The organism is Candidatus Flexicrinis affinis (genome assembly GCA_016716525.1).
In the GTDB taxonomy this organism is placed as follows: Bacteria; Chloroflexota; Anaerolineae; order Aggregatilineales; family Phototrophicaceae; genus Flexicrinis; species Flexicrinis affinis.
Genome location: JADJWE010000001.1, coordinates 1,334,177 through 1,351,908, shown reverse-complemented (window position 1 = coordinate 1,351,908; position 17,732 = coordinate 1,334,177). Strand labels below are relative to the sequence as shown.

General features: G+C 60.9%; 15 protein-coding genes. 10 read left to right on the top strand and 5 right to left on the bottom strand.

The genetic code is table 11. The features are described 5' to 3' along the window. Positions 1 to 11: 11 nt before the first annotated feature. The 4 genes from atpD to IPM16_05720 all read right to left on the bottom strand — a co-directional run bounded on the left by atpD (position 12) and on the right by IPM16_05720 (position 4,868). Entirely contained in the window at positions 12 to 1,418 is a 1,407-nt protein-coding gene (gene atpD, locus IPM16_05735; GenBank protein ID MBK9122610.1) for a F0F1 ATP synthase subunit beta, read from the bottom strand. A 38-nt stretch (positions 1,419 to 1,456) separates the two neighbouring features. Further along, the gene (gene atpG / locus IPM16_05730) at positions 1,457 to 2,413 is read right to left on the bottom strand and encodes an ATP synthase F1 subunit gamma (GenBank protein MBK9122609.1); all 957 of its coding nucleotides are present in this window, start codon (positions 2,411 to 2,413) and stop codon (positions 1,457 to 1,459) included. Positions 2,414 to 2,416: 3 nt separating this feature from the next. Further along, complete coding sequence (locus tag IPM16_05725) at positions 2,417 to 3,919, bottom strand: F0F1 ATP synthase subunit alpha (protein ID MBK9122608.1); 1,503 nt, start codon at positions 3,917 to 3,919, stop codon at positions 2,417 to 2,419. 118 nt (positions 3,920 to 4,037) lie between these two features. After that, positions 4,038 to 4,868: a pyrroline-5-carboxylate reductase gene (locus IPM16_05720; GenBank protein ID MBK9122607.1), complete on the bottom strand. Its 831-nt coding sequence runs from the start codon at positions 4,866 to 4,868 to the stop codon at positions 4,038 to 4,040. 102 nt (positions 4,869 to 4,970) lie between these two features. Here IPM16_05720 and IPM16_05715 point away from each other — a divergent pair, with 102 nt between their 5' ends. Then, complete coding sequence (locus tag IPM16_05715) at positions 4,971 to 6,107, top strand: PD40 domain-containing protein (protein ID MBK9122606.1); 1,137 nt, start codon at positions 4,971 to 4,973, stop codon at positions 6,105 to 6,107. Positions 6,108 to 6,193: 86 nt separating this feature from the next. Continuing rightward, entirely contained in the window at positions 6,194 to 6,976 is a 783-nt protein-coding gene (locus IPM16_05710) for a sugar phosphate isomerase/epimerase (GenBank protein MBK9122605.1), read from the top strand. Here the strand turns inward: IPM16_05710 and IPM16_05705 are convergent, their stop codons facing one another. Beyond that, positions 6,977 to 7,849 (bottom strand): TIM barrel protein, encoded by an 873-nt coding sequence (locus IPM16_05705; protein ID MBK9122604.1) that lies wholly within the window; start codon positions 7,847 to 7,849, stop codon positions 6,977 to 6,979. Between the two features lie 66 nt (positions 7,850 to 7,915). Here IPM16_05705 and IPM16_05700 point away from each other — a divergent pair, with 66 nt between their 5' ends. The 8 genes from IPM16_05700 to IPM16_05665 all read left to right on the top strand — a co-directional run bounded on the left by IPM16_05700 (position 7,916) and on the right by IPM16_05665 (position 17,676). After that, complete coding sequence (locus IPM16_05700) at positions 7,916 to 8,872, top strand: M50 family metallopeptidase (GenBank protein ID MBK9122603.1); 957 nt, start codon at positions 7,916 to 7,918, stop codon at positions 8,870 to 8,872. 835 nt (positions 8,873 to 9,707) lie between these two features. Continuing rightward, entirely contained in the window at positions 9,708 to 10,253 is a 546-nt protein-coding gene (locus tag IPM16_05695) for a hypothetical protein (GenBank protein MBK9122602.1), read from the top strand. A 68-nt stretch (positions 10,254 to 10,321) separates the two neighbouring features. Then, positions 10,322 to 12,637 (top strand): copper-translocating P-type ATPase, encoded by a 2,316-nt coding sequence (locus IPM16_05690; GenBank protein MBK9122601.1) that lies wholly within the window; start codon positions 10,322 to 10,324, stop codon positions 12,635 to 12,637. A gap of 217 nt (positions 12,638 to 12,854) precedes the next feature. After that, entirely contained in the window at positions 12,855 to 13,175 is a 321-nt protein-coding gene (gene sugE / locus IPM16_05685) for a quaternary ammonium compound efflux SMR transporter SugE (protein MBK9122600.1), read from the top strand. A 99-nt stretch (positions 13,176 to 13,274) separates the two neighbouring features. Then, a complete protein-coding gene (locus tag IPM16_05680) occupies positions 13,275 to 14,540 on the top strand; it encodes an FAD-binding protein (protein ID MBK9122599.1) in 1,266 nt (421 codons plus the stop codon). 259 nt (positions 14,541 to 14,799) lie between these two features. Then, on the top strand, positions 14,800 to 15,915 hold the full coding sequence (locus IPM16_05675) for an exo-alpha-sialidase (GenBank protein MBK9122598.1): 1,116 nt from the start codon (positions 14,800 to 14,802) through the stop codon (positions 15,913 to 15,915). Continuing rightward, entirely contained in the window at positions 15,912 to 16,208 is a 297-nt protein-coding gene (locus IPM16_05670; GenBank protein MBK9122597.1) for a MoaD/ThiS family protein, read from the top strand. The genes IPM16_05675 and IPM16_05670 overlap by 4 nt, the downstream gene beginning before the upstream one ends. Before the next feature lie 181 nt (positions 16,209 to 16,389). Beyond that, a complete protein-coding gene (locus IPM16_05665) occupies positions 16,390 to 17,676 on the top strand; it encodes a DEAD/DEAH box helicase (protein ID MBK9122596.1) in 1,287 nt (428 codons plus the stop codon). Positions 17,677 to 17,732 lie beyond the last annotated feature (56 nt).

Here is a 17,732-nt window from a genome sequence, read left to right as displayed (position 1 = left end):
AACGGCCTCCGTTAGTTGTTGAGCTCGGACTGTTCGTAGCGTTCGATCACCTCGTCAATCGTACCTGCCATATAGAACATCTGCTCAGGAATGTGATCGACCTCGCCATCGAGGATCATGCGGAAGCCGCGCACGGTATCCTTGACCTTCACATAGCGGCCCGGACGCCCGGTGAACTGTTCCGCCACAACCATCGGCTGGGTAAGGAACTGCTCGATCTTGCGTGCGCGGGCGACCAGCAGCTTGTCATCGTCGGACAGCTCGTCGATACCGAGAATGTTGATGATGTCCTGCAGGTCCTTGTACTTCTGCAAGTAGCTTTGAACCTCGCGTGCCGTGCGGTAGTGCTCCTCGCCGATAACCAGCGGGTCGAGGATCTTCGAGGTCGAACCAAGGGGATCGACGGCCGGGAACAGACCGCGTGCGGCGATCGAACGTTCCAGCGCGATCGTGCCGTCGAGGTGCGTAAACACGGCCACCGGTGCAGGATCGGAGTAGTCGTCGGCGGGCACGTACACGGCTTGCATTGACGTGATAGCGCCTGCGCGGGTCGAGGTAATGCGCTCCTGCAACTGCCCCATCTCGTCGGCGAGCGTTGGCTGGTACCCTACTGCCGACGGCATACGGCCAAGAAGCGCGGACACCTCGGCGCCAGCCAGCGAATAGCGGAAGATGTTGTCGATGAAGAGCAGCACGTCCTTGCCTTCGTCACGGAAGTGCTCGGCCATCGCAAGGCCGCTGAGCGCAACGCGCAGACGCACGCCGGGCGGCTCGTTCATCTGACCGAACACCATCGCGAGCTTCGGAAGCACGCCGGCCTCTTCCATTTCGTGATACAGCGCCGTACCTTCGCGGGTACGCTCGCCGACGCCGGCGAACACCGAAAGCCCCTCGTGCTGAGTGGCGATCGAGTTGATCAGTTCTTGAATGGTCACAGTCTTGCCGACGCCTGCGCCGCCAAAGATGCCGACCTTGCCACCGCGCGTCATCGGCGCGACGAGGTCGATCACCTTCATACCGGTCTCGAACACTTCGATCGTGGTCGACTGATCTTCGAAGTCCGGCGCTGTCGTATGGATGCGCCGACGCGGCTCGTCATCGGATACGACCTCGCCACCGTCGATCGGGCGACCCAGCACATTGAACACGCGACCGAGCACAGCCTCACCGACTGGAACGAGAATCGGGGCGCCGGTTGCAAACGCCTTTGTGCCGCGAGCCAAGCCGTCGGTGGTATCCATACCGACACAGCGCACCGTGTTGTTGCCGATGTGCAGCTCGACCTCGAGAATCAGGTCTTCCTGCCCCTCGCGCGGCACGCGGATAGCATCGTAAAGATCGGGGAGTTGACTGCTTGGGAACTCGACGTCGACCACCGCGCCGAGCACTTGGGTAATGCGTCCTTCTACTTCAGCCATTGAGTAGATTCTCCTTGAGAAGTTGCGGGTGATCGCTACTACACGACATGCGCGACAAGATCGGGCATGATCGCGCCTTCGATGGTGTCAATTGTGGCTTGGAGCGCTTCGGCGCCGCCGACGATGTCGAGGATTTCACTCGTAATCGCCGCTTGGCGGGCCTTGTTGTAGACCAAGGTCAGGTCCTGAACGAGCTGATCGGCGTTTCCGCTGGCGTTTTGCATGGCAACCATGCGTGCGCTGTGTTCGCTGGCCTGACTTTCAAGTACGGCCTGATACAGCTGTAGTTCGGTGAAGCGCGGCACGATCTCCTCGAGAATGGCCTGCGGACTTGGCTCGAACTCGTAGTCCAGCTTATTCGTGGTCACGCCTGGCACATGCTTAATGTACTCGGCCGCAACCTTGTCGTCCATCTCGTGCGGGATAAGCGGAAGCCACCCCAACACGGCGGGCCGCTGCGTCAGCGTGTTGATGAAGTCGGTGTAGGCGATGAACACGTCATCGACCGTACCGCTCAGGAATTCGTCGATGGCGAGGCGTGCGACCGGCGTCATCTCGCTGGCGCGCGGTTCGGCGGAAAGGGAAAACTGCGCGACGATGTTCTGGTTGGCGCGAATAAGCGCATCGCGCCCCTTGCGCCCAACCGACACCCACCGCACCGGCTTACCCAATCGCTTAGCGAAGCGCGTAGCAACACGAATGATGTTGCTGTTGAATGCCCCGGCAAGGCCACGGTCCGACGTGACAAGCACGATCATGATCGACTTGATGTCGTCCCGTTTCGTCAGCAGTGGGTGCATCGCCCCTCCGCCCTGGCTTGCGGCCTGTACGTTCAGGAGGATTTCCCAGGCCTTCTCCGCGTACGCACGACTAGCCAACACGCGAGCCTGCGCCTTACGCACGCGCGACGCTGAAACCGCCTCGAGCGCTCGGGTGATCTGCCCGATGTTTTTTACGCTTCGGATGCGCTTTCTAATTTCGCGGGTGGAAGCCATCGGTTAGCTCCAAGTATCCATGAACGCGGCGATCGCGCCGTCGATACCTGCCTTCACCTCGTCGTTCCACTTCGCTTCAGTGTCGATGCGGCTAGCCACCTCGGAGTACTGAGTGTTAAAGAACTTCAGGAAGCGCTCCTTCCATTCCAGAATCCGGTCAACCGGAATCTTCTGGAGCTGCCCGCTGTTGCCTGCATGGATCAGCGCCACTTGGTCGGACAGTTTGAGGGGCTGATACTGCGGCTGCTTTAGCAGTTCAGTCAAACGCATACCCTGGAAGAGCTGGCGCTGGGTGGCGGCATCGAGGTCGCTTGCGAACTGCGCAAACGCGGCCAGCGAGCGGAATTGCGCAAGGTCGAGGCGCATACCACCGGCGACACGCTTCATGGCGTTGGTCTGGGCGTCACCGCCCACGCGGCTCACGCTGATACCGACGTTCAACGCCGGACGCTGACCCGCGTAGAAGAGCTCGCTCTCGAGGTAGATCTGGCCGTCAGTAATCGAGATCACGTTGGTCGGCACGTAGGCCGATACGTCGGCCAGCAGCGTCTCGATGATCGGCAGCGCGGTCAGCGACCCGTTACCACGGGCTTCGGAAAGCTGAGCGGCGCGCTCAAGAAGGCGGCTGTGCAGATAGAAAACGTCGCCCGGGTAGGCTTCACGACCCGGCGGACGGCGCATCAGCAGCGACACCTGACGGTACGCCCACGCGTGTTTGCTGAGATCGTCGTATACGACCAGCGCGTCCATGCCATTTTCCATGAACCACTCGCCGATCGCGCAGCCTGAGTACGGTGCAATGTACTGCATAGCGGCCGAGTCCGAAGCGGACGCCACGACCACCGTCGTATACTCCATGGCGCCGGCCTGTTCGAGCGTCGACACAAGGCGCGCCACTTCGCCACGGCGCTTGCCGATGGCGACGTAAATGCAGTACATCGACTGACCCTTTTGATTCAGAATCGTGTCGAGGGCCAGAGCGGTCTTTCCAACCTGACGATCGCCGATGACCAACTGGCGCTGGCCGCGACCGATGGGAATCATGGCGTCGATAGCGAGGATGCCGGTTTGTACCGGCCGATACACATTGCGGCGGTCAATCACGCCCGGCGCGATGCGCTCGATGTTGTAGAATCCGTCTGACTGGATCGGCCCCTTGCCGTCGATCGGTTGACCGAGCGCGTCCACGACGCGGCCCACCAAGCCCTTGCCGACCGGCACGGACGCGATACGACCAAGCGGCCGAACCTCGTCGCCTTCCTGAATCTCATCATAGTCGCCCATGATGATGACACCGACGATATTGCGCTCAAGGTTGAACGCGATCCCCGGCGTGCCGTTCTCAAAGCGTACCAGTTCGCTCAGTCGCACGGTGTCCAAACCGGACACACGTGCGATACCGTCGCCGATTTCCAGGACGTAACCGACGTCTGTGGACTCGACAGACGGCGCAAATCCCTCGATCTGCTTGAGAATTGCATCGTACAAGTTGGAGCCTTCAGCCATGCCTCGCACCCTTTCGCTGCCAACGACCTATATGATTTTCGTTATGGACAAAAGTCGGTTGATTGTAATTGACGCTCAACTTTTTGTCCACTTTTTCACAAACTCCACATCCCGGACGTCACGGCTTGGCAGACGACTCGCCAAGTTCGCGCGAACGCCGGTATGCTGCCCAAACACCATCCGCGATGACGGTCCGCAGACCGCCCTTCTCGAGATGATAGATTGCCTCGGCCGACGTGCCGCCGGGGCTGGTGACCTGATTGCGAAGCTCTGCCGGATGCTGGTCTGACTGCATCGCGAACTCGACCGAACCACGCATGGTGTGCAGCACTAGCCGTTCGGCATCGCGCCGTGACAAGCCCATATGCACGCCAACGTCGATCAACGCTTCCATGAACATGAACACATACGCCGGGCCGGTGCCGTTGAGGGCCGTCGCCATGTCGAGGAAACGCTCGTCTTCCACGTACATGTCCTCGCCCAACGCGCCGAGCAGTTCCTTCGCCTGCTGGCGCTGGTTGCCGGACACGTCGCGCATCGCCGTCCACACCGTGATGCCCTCGCCAATCTGCCCCGGCGTATTGGGCATCGCGCGGATGACGTGCTGGTTCGACAAGCCCTGGCTCAGCGCATGAAGAGGGACACCGGCAGCAATGCTGATCACGAGGGCATCGGGCTTGAGCTGGCCCCCAAGCTCAGGCAGGACAATCGACATGGCTTGCGGCTTCACTGAAAGGATGACGATATCGGCCGTGCGCGCGGCGTCGCGATTGCTGTGAGTGACCTCGACGCCGAACTTGTCGTGCAGATAGGTGATCCGCTCGGCATGCGGGTCCGCCGCCACGATGTGCGTACGCGGCACCAACTCGCGATGCAAGACGCCGCGAATCATGGCTTCACCCATGACCCCGGAACCGATAAACGCCAAAGTCGCGTGGTTTAACGACATTACTGTGTCTCGTGTGCAGAACGGGTTGTGTATCGAAGCGGAACGTGCCAGGATTATAGTCGAGACGATCGGAGAATACGACCCGAGGTTGAAGGCGACCAGATGCGACGATTTGTCGGCATGGTGCTGCTCTTATCGATCCTGTTCGGCTCTGTGGGCGCACAGGAGCGCGACCGGCTGACGACGACGGATGCCACTCAATCGGCAATCCTGATACTTGACCCGGATCAGGGAATGGTTGACACGCGAACGATCGGGAGCGGCATTCACACCGCTTGGGGATTCGCGCCCGACGGGTGTTCGGTCTTGGCAACCCTGACACAGGCCGATGGATTACCTAAGGCCTATGTCGTGCCAATCGATGCGAGGCGCCTACCAATCGAGCTGGTGAGTTACGATGAGCTGCCTCCATCACAGTGGGGCGTGTGGGAGCCGACGTGGTCGCCCGACGGGACGCGCATCGCGTTCACGCTCATCCGCGATGGCCTCGACGGAGAACCTGAGCGCGCGTTTCACGTGGCATGGGTGCCGGCCTCAGGCGGGGCACCGGAGACGTACAGCGTTACCGGACGCGAACATACGCCGCAGTGGTCGCCGGACGGCGCATGGCTTGCGTACGTCAGCTACGATCCTCGCGACCCATACGAGGGAACACCGGAGCCTGAGCGCACACCCGTCCCTGACGACGCCGATCTAGTCATGGAGGCAGACTTGTGGGTCGTTGCCGCAGATGCTTCCGCCAAGTACCGGCTGACTGCATTCCCTGACGGCAGCGTCCGTGCGCCGCGCTGGTCGCCGGATGGAGCGACGATCGCGTTCACCTACTCGCCTAGCCCAAGCAACGATACGTATTGGGCCGTGTCAAACACGCCGCAAGCCCGACCGTACCAGATCACCTTCGCCTACAGTCTGTCGCTCGATCAGACATGGACACCCTCCGGTGACCTGCTCGTCAGCGCGCGCAGTATTGGCGGGGAGACGTCGCATCGGTTGTGGACGGTTCCCGCCACGGTAAGTGGCGAGACCTCGATCACTGCCTTTGAGCCTGCACGCGATGTCCCGTATCCGGACTATCCGGCATTCGACGCGACCGGTACTCGGCTTGCCTTGCGATCCGGATACCGTGCAACGATCGTCGACCTTGAATCGGGCCGCACTACGACAATCGCGGGCGCGGACGGCAACATGCCAATCTACTGGTCGCCGACCGGCGCCGTGCCGCCCGAAACCTGCCCGTAGCCTGCCGGCATGCGAGTGAATGGGTTTCGGTGTACACTCTCTGCGCATCCTGTGCATCGCTGCGCCGCTGAGATTAGGGTCTAGTTGTGGTTGATACCGTCTTGCTGAGTGCAGGCCAAAACAACCTCGATGCTGTCTGTCAGCTGGCCGACGAGTTTCAGGTTGGAATCGAACTCATGCACTTCGCGTTCCCTGAAGTGCTCGATGCCCCAACTTCAGACACGATCGCACGCGTGAAACGAGCACTTGCCGGGCGAGACGTTCCGCTGTCTATCCACGGTCCGTTCTATGACATGGCCACCGGCAGCGTCGACGAGGCGGTTAACGCGTTGTGCCGGCGGCGATTCACCCAAGCGATTGAAGCCGCCGATGCCGTCGGTGCTAGGCGGATGGTGGTACACGCCAACTTCATTGCGACAATTAGGAACGACTATTACCGCGTTGGGTGGCACCAACGGAACGTCGACTTCTGGGGCGATTTCGCCTCAACCGCCGACCGTCTCGGCGTGAGCGTGCTCATCGAGAATATGTGGGAATACGAGCCGCAGATCATCGCCAAGCTGCTCAAGGACATTGATCATCCGCTGCTCGGCGCGTGTCTGGATGTCGGGCACGCGGCGATATTCAGCGACCCCGGCATCACCATCCAGCACTGGCTGGACTCGATGAGTCCGTGGCTCACCCACTTCCACCTGAACGACAACAACGGCAAGATCGACGAGCATCACGGGTTCGACTATGTCGATGGTGTGCTGGACTATCACGAGATCTTGCCGAAGCTTAGGCAGGTCACCCATCCGACGTGGATGGTGCTTGAAATGGACAGCGTAGACGACATGCGCGCCAGTCTGCCCTACTTCGCGTTGTAGCTACTCGTTCGAGCCGGCGAGTGCGAAGCCGCTCAGCCGCTTGTATGTGGCTTGAAACACAAGCGCGTCTGCGACGTGGAACGGATCGGGGGCTTCGACGCCTGCCGTACCGCTGACTCCGAAATCCACGAACGCTTGCAGCAGTTCACGGTAGCGCAGGTCCGCCTCATTAAGCGGAAGGTGCATCTTCTCGCCTTTGTCGGTGTACTCGATGCCGCTGAGGTGGAAGTGCACCGATTGCAGTGCGTCCTCACCCAGTTGATCGCGCACGTAGGTCAATGCGGCCGCAAACTCCTCGTAGCTGTTGAACGACCCGTCCGTCCGACGCGCATGCAGGTGCGCCCAGTCGATACACGGCTTTACGCCCTCGACATCTCTAGCAAGCTGTACGCACTCCTCAAGCGAACCGAAAAGCGCGACACGTCCCATCGTCTCGGGCCGCAGTGTGACCGCCACGCCTTCCTTCTTCAGCTTGGCTGCCAACATCGCCAGTTGGTCGCGCACAATCGGGTACACGTCCTCGGGAGGCTTGCCGTGATAGCTCGCCGCGTGAAATACGATGTCCTTCGCGCCTGCAAGGAACCCCTTCTCGGCCGCCTTGAGCAAGCGCGCGTCGCTGTTGGCCATCTTCTCCGGGGTTTGGCTGTTCAGATTGATGAAGTACGGCGCATGGATACTCAACGATATGCCGTTGTCCTCAGCCGCCGCCTTGATCTCCGCGCAGGTCTTGTCCGTCACGCTGACGCTCTGCACCCACGCGATTTCAAGGTGCTCTAGCCCAAGCGCCTTGGTGTGCTGGATGGCCGCGACCGTGCCTGACGCGGGAGTTGAAGACGGGGCGCCGACCGTTCCGAAACGTATTGAGCCGCTCACACGTATCCCCTATTGAACACGGATAGGTCATAATAGTATCAGACCTGTGAGGTTGGCGGGACATCTATGTCACTCGACGTGCAGTTTCGTCGCCGGGCGCTTTGGCTGGCGGCGGTAGCCCTTGTCATCATTATCGTTGCGTGGAACACGCCGGCACTCGACCCGGCGATGTACCCCGTGCGCCTGTTCGTGACCTACGTGCATGAAGCCGGCCACGGGATCGCGGCAGAAGTCACCGGCGGCGATGTGCTGGGGTTCGTCGTGTATCCATCCGGCGCGGGAGTGGCCACAACTCGCGGCGGCGCGCGCGCGCTGATCCTGCCTGCCGGCTACGTAGGCGCGGCACTCTTTGGCGCGGCCCTGTTCTACCTGACGAACACGTGGCGCCGTACGCGGATGATCTCGGCGGTACTCGGAGTTGGCCTGATCGCGTTCAGCATCCTGTATGCCCGTCCTGACGAGCAAGGACGTATCACCGCGCTGCTCGTCGGAGTAGGCTTCGGATTCGCACTGCTCGGTCTGGCGTGGAAGCTCTCACTGATCGTGAATGTGCTGGTTTTGAACGTGCTCGCGATGCTGACCGGCCTTAACGCACTGCTTGACGTGCGCTCGCTGGTCGACAACAGCGGTGCGACCTTGGGGCAAGTGCGCAACGATGCGGCTGCCTTTTCGGCCGAAGTATTTCCACTACCGGCGGCCGTTTGGGCGCTGCTGTGGCTCGCGTTGTCGGCGGTGGTGCTGGGCTTCGCCGTCTACGCCTCGGTCATCCGCCCGCTGCGCCGGCCTCGAACACCCGAGCCTTCGGCGCCGAACACGAAAGACGAGACAATTCTCGACGTTCCTAAAGCGCCGACAATAACCAGTCTCGAAGGATTTCTGACGCTTGCTCGGGAGCCGTCTGCGGGAAGAGGTGCCCCTCGCCGACGACCTCGACATGCGTGGCTTCCGGCCACAGCCGCGCGACCTCGGCCGCTGACTGTGCCACATACGTGTCGCTCGTCTCGCCGCGAACAATCAACGTAGGAACTATGCCGTTGAGCGCCGGTATTTCGTCCCAGAACTTCAAGTACATTGTGCGGAAGTAGTATGCTTCCCATTCCTTCGGCCAAGCCAGCACGAAGCCAGTATCTGTTTGAAGAAGCCCCGAGTCGACATATTGCGACAGCGCGGCATGGTTCCAGTCCTTGAAGACGCCGCGGCTGCGGAAATAGTCGAACGCTTCGCTGCGGTGCGTAAACACGTCCTGCCGCCGCAACGCGCGAGATGCCAGCGGATATGCATCGGCCGGAGCGTTTGACGCGCGAAGCTGTGCGAGGTCCGCGATCAGCGCCGGCTCAAGAATGGTGGGATCAAGCAGAATCAGCGCGCGAAAGGCGTGTGGGCGCTCCTTAACTGCAAGCGCGGACGCAATCCCGCCGAACGAGTGTCCCATCGCGATCACATTGAGTAGACTGTGATGCTCGATTCCCGCCAGCAGATCCGTGGTAACATCCGTTTTCCAGTCGCCGAGAACAGCCGGTGGTGTTTGCCCGGGCCACATCGCCCGCGGCAGCAGACAGACGACCCGAAACGACTCCATCAACGGGCGAAGCATCGGCAGATACGTTTCAGGCGGGAAGCCGTTCGCCAACGCGATGTTGATGACCGGCCCGCTTCCGCCCAATTCCACGAGAGGATACATCTCAGACATCCGCACACCGGCTTCCTGTTATGCCGCTGAAAAGCTGTCAGGTCACGGCAAGACATAGTGTTTTGCCGTGACGTGACGGTACACTACATTCGGACAGTATACCTTGCCCGCTTGACTATGCGCCTGATCCGTCCCATTCACTTGAACGTCGCTATCCCTGCGGAATCCGTGGCACGGACGCTGGACGCTGCCGCTACGCCGAGTACCCAACGCCTGCACATGCGCGATGCCTTTGCCGAGGGACGCCGATACTACATCGACCCGGTTGATGGCGGCTTCCGCATGGCCACGACCAGCAAGTCGTTGTTCGCACGCGGCAGGCGAACGTCCGCGCTGTGCCTGCTCAGCGCTACGGTCGAGCCGATCACGGATTCGGAGGCCCGCATTCGGCTTGAACCACGCCTGCGGGGGCTTGCGTTTGCCGGCGCGTTAGTTGTCCCGACGCTGCTGTCTCTGCTTCTTATTCCAGTGCCGTGGCCGCCTGCGCTCCTTGTTTTGACCTGCCTAATCGCGTATGCTGCATCACTAGTCGGTCTGCTCGCCGGGGCACGGCTCGAAGCCTATGAGATGCTGTATTTCGTCGAGAAGGCGTTCGAAGACTTCCGCAAGTTCTCGCTTGCACAGCTTGCGCCGGTCAGCCAAGATATCATCGGCGCGCAGGACTTTCGCGAACTCTGGTCGGAGCATGTCCGCACGCAGATCGAAGATTCGTAAGGCAGGCGTTCGAACGACACGTCTGTTACCGTAGCAACCGTTGGATAATCATCACGAGTACGCTCAATATGACTGAAGCCGCAGAGCTTAATGTGGAATCCCTCACCGACGCCACTGGCACATTGACGGCAACGCTCGACCTGCCGATCACAGGGATGACGTGTGCCGCGTGTGTTCGTACCGTCGAACGGACGCTCAAGAAGGTGCCCGGTGTCGTCGACGCCAATGTAAACCTCGCCACAGAACATGCGACTGTGTCGCTCAAGGCCGGCACCGCGCGCCGCGGCGATTTGATCGCAGCCGTTGAACGCGCAGGGTATGGTGTTCTGGAACTCGAAGACGACGCTGACGCCGATGCCGAGCGCAAGGCGCGCGACGAGGAGATCGAGCAGCAGCGCCGCCTGCTGATTTTCGGGCTTGTGCTCACCGTGCCGCTGGTTGTCGTGAGCATGGCCCGACACCTCATGCACGCCGTGCCAGCGCTGATGGATGCCTTCCCGTGGCTGATGTGGTCGGGCTGGCCCTTCGTATTCGCCGCCATCACAACGCCGGTGGTCGTGGCGCTCGGCCGGCAGTATCTCGACGGGGCGTGGAAGGCAGCACGTAACGGGGCTGCCAATATGGACACGCTGGTGGCCATGGGCACCGGCATCGCGTACATCTGGAGCATGATCGTCGTCCTCGGGCAGGTATTCGGCTACAGCGACGTCGTAGGAACAGACGAATACTTCGAGACAGCGGCGGCGATCCTCACCCTCATCACGCTTGGCAAGTACCTCGAGGCGCGCGCGAAAGGCCGCACGGGGGATGCAATCCGCAAGCTGCTCAATCTGACTCCGCAGACCGCTACCGTGCTCATTGACGGAACTGAGCGCACAGTCCCCGTCAAGGAACTGCTGCGCGGCGACACGGTGGTCGTCCGCCCCGGCGAGCGGATTCCGGCGGATGGCGTAGTCGTAAGCGGCGTGTCAAACGTCGACGAGTCGATGCTCACCGGCGAGCCGCTGCCCGTGCGCCGTGCAGGTGATAGCGAAGTCGTCGGGGGAACAATCAGCCTCGACGGTCAGTTGTTCGTTCAACTCACGCGAGTTGGCCCGGAAACGGTGCTATCGCAGATCGTCCGCCTCGTGCAGCAGGCGCAGGGTTCCAAGGCGCCAATTCAACGCGTGGCCGATCAGGTCAGCGGCGTGTTCGTCCCGATTGTGCTGGTGCTGGCAGCACTCACGTTTGTGGGATGGCTCGTTATCGGTCAGGCGACGTTCGTGCAAGCGATGATGAACGCGGTCGCGGTGCTGGTGATCGCCTGCCCGTGTGCGCTTGGACTGGCGACGCCGACCGCGATTATGGTGGGCACCGGCAAGGCGGCTGAACAAGGTGTATTGTTCCGCAGCAGCGAAGCCCTTGAGCGTGCGCGCGCGCTCACAACGATCGCATTTGACAAGACCGGCACGTTGACCGAAGGCAAGCCCGTGGTCGCCGACGTTCATGCCGAGAACGGATTCGACGCATCGGACGTGCTGCGCTTTGCCGCAATTGCCGAGCGGGGCAGCGAACACCCGATTGCGACCGCGATCGTGAAGTGCGCCGAAGAGAACCGCTTGGCGCTGGGCCAACCCGCCGACTTCGAGTCCCGCGCGGGCCGCGGCGTGGTCGCGACCACAGAAGGACGGCGCGTTCTGGTCGGAAGCATGCGACTCATGTCCGACGAAGATGTCAGTGGACTGGAACGCGCGATGCCGATACTGGACGCGGCGGCGCAGAAGGCGCAAACCGTCGTCGCGGTCGCCATCGACGGCGTGTTTGCCGGCGTGATTACCGTCGAAGATAGTCTGAAGCCGGAGGCAGCAGAAGCGATTGCGGCAGTGATTCGGCGTGGGCTCAAGCCGGTAATGATCACCGGAGACAATGCTGCGGCAGCGCGCGTCATCGCCGGCAAGTTGGGGATTGCGGAAGTCATCGCTGACGTCCTGCCGTCCGACAAGGCCGACACCGTGAAGCAGTTGCAAGGCCCGCGCGAGGTCGTCGGAATGGTCGGCGATGGAATCAACGACGCGCCCGCCTTGGCCAGCGCCGACCTCGGCCTCGCCATCGGCACCGGGACCGACATCGCCATCGAAGCGTCAGACGTCACGCTGATGCGCGGCGATCTAGGTGGCGTCCTGCGCGCGCTGGACATCAGCCGCATGACGATGCGAACGATCTACCAGAATCTGTTCTGGGCGTTCTTCTACAACATCATCCTGATTCCCGTGGCGATGCTGGGCCTGCTGGTGCCAATGCTCGCCGCCGGCGCGATGGCGTTTTCGTCGGTATTCGTGGTCACGAATTCGCTTCGACTCAAGGGCGTGATGCCTCAGGCAAGAGCGATGCGGTCAAATCCGTGAATTGTTGCAAGGGTTCGGGCAGCATGACAATCGATTTGCGTAGTGCTGCCCGTCCTCGCATCGATCAACTAAGCATGGATTAGGTCCCACACAGCCACTATAATTTCAGGGTCGAGACTGCGCCATCCGTATCGCAATCGACCCTACTGTGGGACGACCCACTGTATGCCGTGTTTTCCTGGGGACGACCCCAACGTTCGCAGCAGGAGAGTACGACATGGCTTGGGTCATCCTATTCGTCGCGGGACTCCTCGAAACAGTGTGGGCGGTGACGTTGAAGCAGTCGGAAGGCTTCACAAAACCCGTTCCAACCGTCATCTTCTTCATCTCCCTCGTGCTCAGCATGGTACTGCTCTCACAAGCCCTGAAGTCTCTGCCGGTCGGAACTGCCTATGCAATCTGGACGGGCATTGGCGCCGCCGGAACTGCGGTGCTTGGGATGCTCTTCTTCGGGGAGTCACGAGAGGTTCTGAAGCTGCTGTCGCTGCTGATGCTTGTCGGGGGCATCGTTGGATTGCGCTTGACCAGCACCCAATAACGGCAGTCGTCCCCATGCGAGATCGCTGCATGTCGCGTAGACTTGTCGCACAACTACAGGCGGAACTGGGCGCAACGCTAAAGGGTAAAGACTCGGTCGATGAACACGCAACCCGAACACAATTGGTCAGGCAATTACAGCTATCGCGCGGAACGCGTGGTCTATCCGCGTACCATTGCAGATTTACAGGGCATCCTCGCCACAAACGCGCGAGTCGGCGTTGTGAGTACGCGTCACACGTTCAACGCCATCGCCGACACCGAGGGCACGCTGGTCTCTCTCAGGGACTTCGAGACCGACATCCAACTCGATTCACAGGCGGGCCGGGTCACGGTTACGGGATGCGTTACGTATGGGCAGCTCGCTAGCTATTTGGACGAGCGTGGATATGCGCTGCACAACATGGCGTCGCTCCCGCACATCTCCGTTATCGGCGCGTGTATGACGGCAACGCACGGCTCCGGTCAAGAGCAAGGCAACCTTGCCACGGCTGTGGAGGAAATCGAGTTTGTCGCCGCAGATGGCACGAATCATCGGCGCAACCGCAAGGATCACCCGGATGAGTTCCCCGGCCTTGTCGTTGGGCTTGGCGCCTACGGCATCGTAACGCGCATAACCTTGAAGGTCGTGCAACGATTCGAGATGCGCCAGAACGTCTACCTCGATCTACCGCTTGAGCAGGCGGTTGCGCAGTTCGACGCTATTCAGGCGAGCGCGTACAGTGTGAGCTTCTTCACGGACTGGTCGAGCGACCGGATCAATCAGGTTTGGTTGAAATCGGTTATGCCCGGCGACTCAGACACGGGCGGGCCGCTGCGCGATCTGGGCGCATCACCGGCCGGCAGCAATGTCCACCCCCTGCCGGGTTCAAGTGCCGAGCCGTGCACTGAACAGATGGGAGTTATTGGCGCGTGGCATGAGCGTCTGCCGCACTTTCGCGTTGGATTCACGCCCAGTGCCGGCGAAGAGATCCAGACCGAGTACTTCATCGACCGCGCACAATTCGGGCGGGCTGCCCATCTGCTGCGCGAGCTTGGCCCAACGCTTGCACCTGTGCTGTTTATCTCCGAGATCCGAACTGTTGCCGCCGACGACCTCTGGATGAGCCCGCATTACGAACGAGCAAGCGTTGGCATCCATTTCACGTGGAAGCCCATGCAAGCCGACGTCGAGCGGCTGGCGTCGCTTGTCGAAGAGAAGTTGGCGCCTTTGAACCTTCGCCCACATTGGGGAAAAGTGTATACCCTTGCGCCGAACTACGTACGTGCCCAGTACGATCGGCGCCACGACTTTGAACAACTTGTACGCCGGTACGATCCTAACGGAAAGTTCTCGAATTCGTTCCTGACGCGATACGTCCTTTAGGCCAGTGCGCAGCGCACATGAGTCTTTGCTGCAAGTGCGCCACAACACAGCCGATGCGGTGAAAGCAACAGGGCGGGATCGTACGATCCCGCCCTACAGGCGCCGCGAGGGCGTACGGCGACCCTCACCTCAAGCTCGCGGCGTGCAGGTCGAGTGGACCGTGTCTGTAGATACGAACCGTCACATCGATTCATTGACAAACGAGAACAAAAGTTCTATTCTGAATTGACCAACTAAGGCATTCCGGGGGTAAAGACGTATGAGCAGCGTTCGTGTATTGGTGGGCACGCGCAAAGGCGCATTCATTCTGCGCTCGGACGAACGGCGCAAGGATTGGACGGTCGACGGACCGCACTTTCCGGGATGGGAGGTATTTCACGTCACAGGGACGCCATCGGACCCGAACCGGCTTTATGCATCGCAGACCAGCGGGTGGTTCGGGCAGGTTATCCAGCGTTCCGATGACGGCGGCGCGACGTGGGAGGCGATGAACAACGAGTTCGTCTATAAGGGCAACCCCGGCACGCACCAATGGTACGACGGTACGCAGCACCCGTGGGAGTTCAAGCGTGTCTGGCACTTGGAACCCTCCCCCACTGACCCCGACTCGGTGTACGCTGGCGTCGAGGACGCCGCGCTTTTCCACACTTCCGATGGCGGAAAGTCATGGACCGAACTAGCCGGTCTGCGCGACGTCAAAGGCAATCTATGGCAGCCCGGCGCAGGCGGGATGTGTTTGCACACCATCGTGATTAGCCCCAACGATCCCAAGCGGATGTACGTCGCGATTTCGGCGGCAGGAGCCTTCCGCACTCACGATGGCGGCGAGACATGGAGTCCAATCAACCGTGGCTTGCGGTCGGAATTTGAACTTCCCGACGCCGATGCTGAAGTCGGACACTGTGTCCACAGTATCGCGATGCATCCGTCTCGGCCCGAAACGCTGTTCATGCAGAAGCATTGGGATGTTATGCGCACGGACAACGCCGGCGACTTGTGGCACGAAGTGAGTGGAAACCTCCCATCCGACTTCGGTTTTCCGATCGCGGTGCATGCTCACGAACCCGAGACGATCTATGTCGTCCCGATCCTCAGCGACTCCTACCATTACCCGCCCGATGGCAAGCTACGCGTTTACCGCAGCCGTTCGGGTGGTAACGAATGGGAGGCGCTGAGCAATGGCCTGCCGCAGAGCGACTGCTATGTGAATATCCTGCGCAACGCGTTCGCGGTCGACACCCTCGAGTCGTGTGGCGTATATTTCGGGACAACTGGCGGTCAGGTGTACGCGTCCGCCGACTCCGGAGATACGTGGGCGCCGATCGTCCGCGACCTTCCGCCCGTATTGTCGGTCGAGGTTCAAGTCTTGCCATGATTCGCGTCACACTTCCGACCCACCTTCGGACACTCGCGCAGGTCACCGGCGTCGTCGAACTCCAAGTCGAAGCCCCAGTGACGCAGCGTCGCATCATAGACGCTATTGAAGCCACATATCCGATGCTTCGCGGGACCATTCGCGATGTGGCGACGCACGAGCGTCGAGCATTCGTTCGATTCTTTGCGATGGACGAGGACCTGTCGCACGAATCGCCGGACGCTGAAGTCCCACCCGAGGTGGCGAACGGGTCGCAGATCTTTCGAATTATCGGGGCAATGGCCGGGGGTTAGCGCCGCGATCTGAACCGATAACAGCGACGCCGGGAGGACCATCTGCACAGGTCTTTCCCGGCGTCGTTGGTTATGAATGTTCAGGGTCGTATGCGCTTCACTTGCTGCCGGCTGCGGCCCCAGCCTTCTCGGGATGCGCGTCTCGTGATACACTGAGGTTTCACACATTTCCCGAGGTTCAATGCACTTCACAGACTTGAAACTAAGTGACCCGCTGCTCAAGGCAGTTAATGAAAAGGGTTACCGTACACCTACGCCTGTTCAACAACAGGCCATTCCGCCGGTACTTTCCGGCCGCGACCTGATCGGGTGCGCGCAAACTGGAACCGGCAAGACCGCCGCCTTCGCGCTTCCCATCCTCGAACGCATGCTGGCGGCGCGTGCACAGCGCCAATCCGAGAGACGAGCCATCCGCGTGCTGGTGCTTACGCCCACGCGCGAACTTGCTTCCCAGATCGAGGACGAATTCAGGTCTTTTAGCCGCTACACCCCGTTCCGATCTGCCGTCATCTTCGGCGGTGTCGGTCAGAACAATCAGGTCACCACGCTTCGCAACGGCGTTGACATCTTGATCGCCACCCCCGGTCGCCTGCTGGACCTGATGAACCAGGGATACGTCCGTCTTGATCGGCTGGACGTGTTTGTCCTCGACGAGGCCGACCGGATGCTGGACATGGGGTTCATCCACGATGTCCGCAAGGTGATTGCGGCGCTACCGAAACGGCGTCAGACATTGCTATTCTCGGCCACTATGCCGTCCGTCATTCAAGAACTGGCAAACTCGATCTTGATCGATCCGGCCTATGTCGAGGTGACTCCACAGGCGACAACGGTCGAACTCATCGATCAGTCCGTCTTCTTTGTCGGCCGCAAAGACAAGCGCGCTCTGCTTGTGCATTTGCTCAAAGACTCGCAGATTCGGCGCGTTCTGGTGTTTACGCGGACCAAACACGGGGCAAACAAGCTTGTCGAGCAGCTCGACCGTGACTCGATCCGTGCGGATGCCATTCACGGGAATAAGTCGCAATCTGCACGCGAACGCGCGCTGCTGGACTTTAGGCAGGGCCGCACTCGCGTCCTTGTAGCGACGGACATCGCGGCGCGCGGTCTGGACATCGCGGACGTCACGCACGTGATCAACTTCGATCTACCGAACGAGCCTGAGAGCTACGTGCACCGCATCGGCCGTACAGCGCGCGCCGGGGCGTCGGGCGTCGCGTATTCGTTCTGCGACAGCGAAGAACGTGCGTACCTGCGCGACATCGAGAAGTTGATCCGCCTGCGTGTGCCGGTGGTCGCAGACCATCCTTATCATGCGCTGGCCGCGGCCGCGCCCGCCAACGAGGCCCCGGCCCGCAGCACCGGCGCTTCGTCGTCGAACGGCAACAGCGCTCGCCGTTCGCGGCGGCGGCGTCCGTCCCGGCGTCGGGACACGTCGCATTCGGGCTCGTCTGCCCGTCCAAACTAGGCCAAAAGCAACGCGCCGCTGAGATTTCAGCGGCGCGTTTGTTTGAGCTCGTGAAG

Excerpts from the sequence above, each read along its gene's own strand:
- atpD (MBK9122610.1), bottom strand. The coding sequence starts at position 1,418 with ATGGCTGAAGTAGAAGGACGCATTACCCAAGTGCTCGGCGCGGTGGTC.
- atpG (MBK9122609.1), bottom strand. The coding sequence starts at position 2,413 with ATGGCTTCCACCCGCGAAATTAGAAAGCGCATCCGAAGCGTAAAAAAC.
- IPM16_05725 (MBK9122608.1), bottom strand. The coding sequence starts at position 3,919 with ATGGCTGAAGGCTCCAACTTGTACGATGCAATTCTCAAGCAGATCGAG.
- IPM16_05720 (MBK9122607.1), bottom strand. The coding sequence starts at position 4,868 with ATGTCGTTAAACCACGCGACTTTGGCGTTTATCGGTTCCGGGGTCATG.
- IPM16_05715 (MBK9122606.1), top strand. The coding sequence starts at position 4,971 with ATGCGACGATTTGTCGGCATGGTGCTGCTCTTATCGATCCTGTTCGGC.
- IPM16_05700 (MBK9122603.1), top strand. The coding sequence starts at position 7,916 with ATGTCACTCGACGTGCAGTTTCGTCGCCGGGCGCTTTGGCTGGCGGCG.
- IPM16_05690 (MBK9122601.1), top strand. The coding sequence starts at position 10,322 with ATGACTGAAGCCGCAGAGCTTAATGTGGAATCCCTCACCGACGCCACT.
- sugE (MBK9122600.1), top strand. The coding sequence starts at position 12,855 with ATGGCTTGGGTCATCCTATTCGTCGCGGGACTCCTCGAAACAGTGTGG.
- IPM16_05680 (MBK9122599.1), top strand. The coding sequence starts at position 13,275 with ATGAACACGCAACCCGAACACAATTGGTCAGGCAATTACAGCTATCGC.
- IPM16_05675 (MBK9122598.1), top strand. The coding sequence starts at position 14,800 with ATGAGCAGCGTTCGTGTATTGGTGGGCACGCGCAAAGGCGCATTCATT.
- IPM16_05670 (MBK9122597.1), top strand. The coding sequence starts at position 15,912 with ATGATTCGCGTCACACTTCCGACCCACCTTCGGACACTCGCGCAGGTC.
- IPM16_05665 (MBK9122596.1), top strand. The coding sequence starts at position 16,390 with ATGCACTTCACAGACTTGAAACTAAGTGACCCGCTGCTCAAGGCAGTT.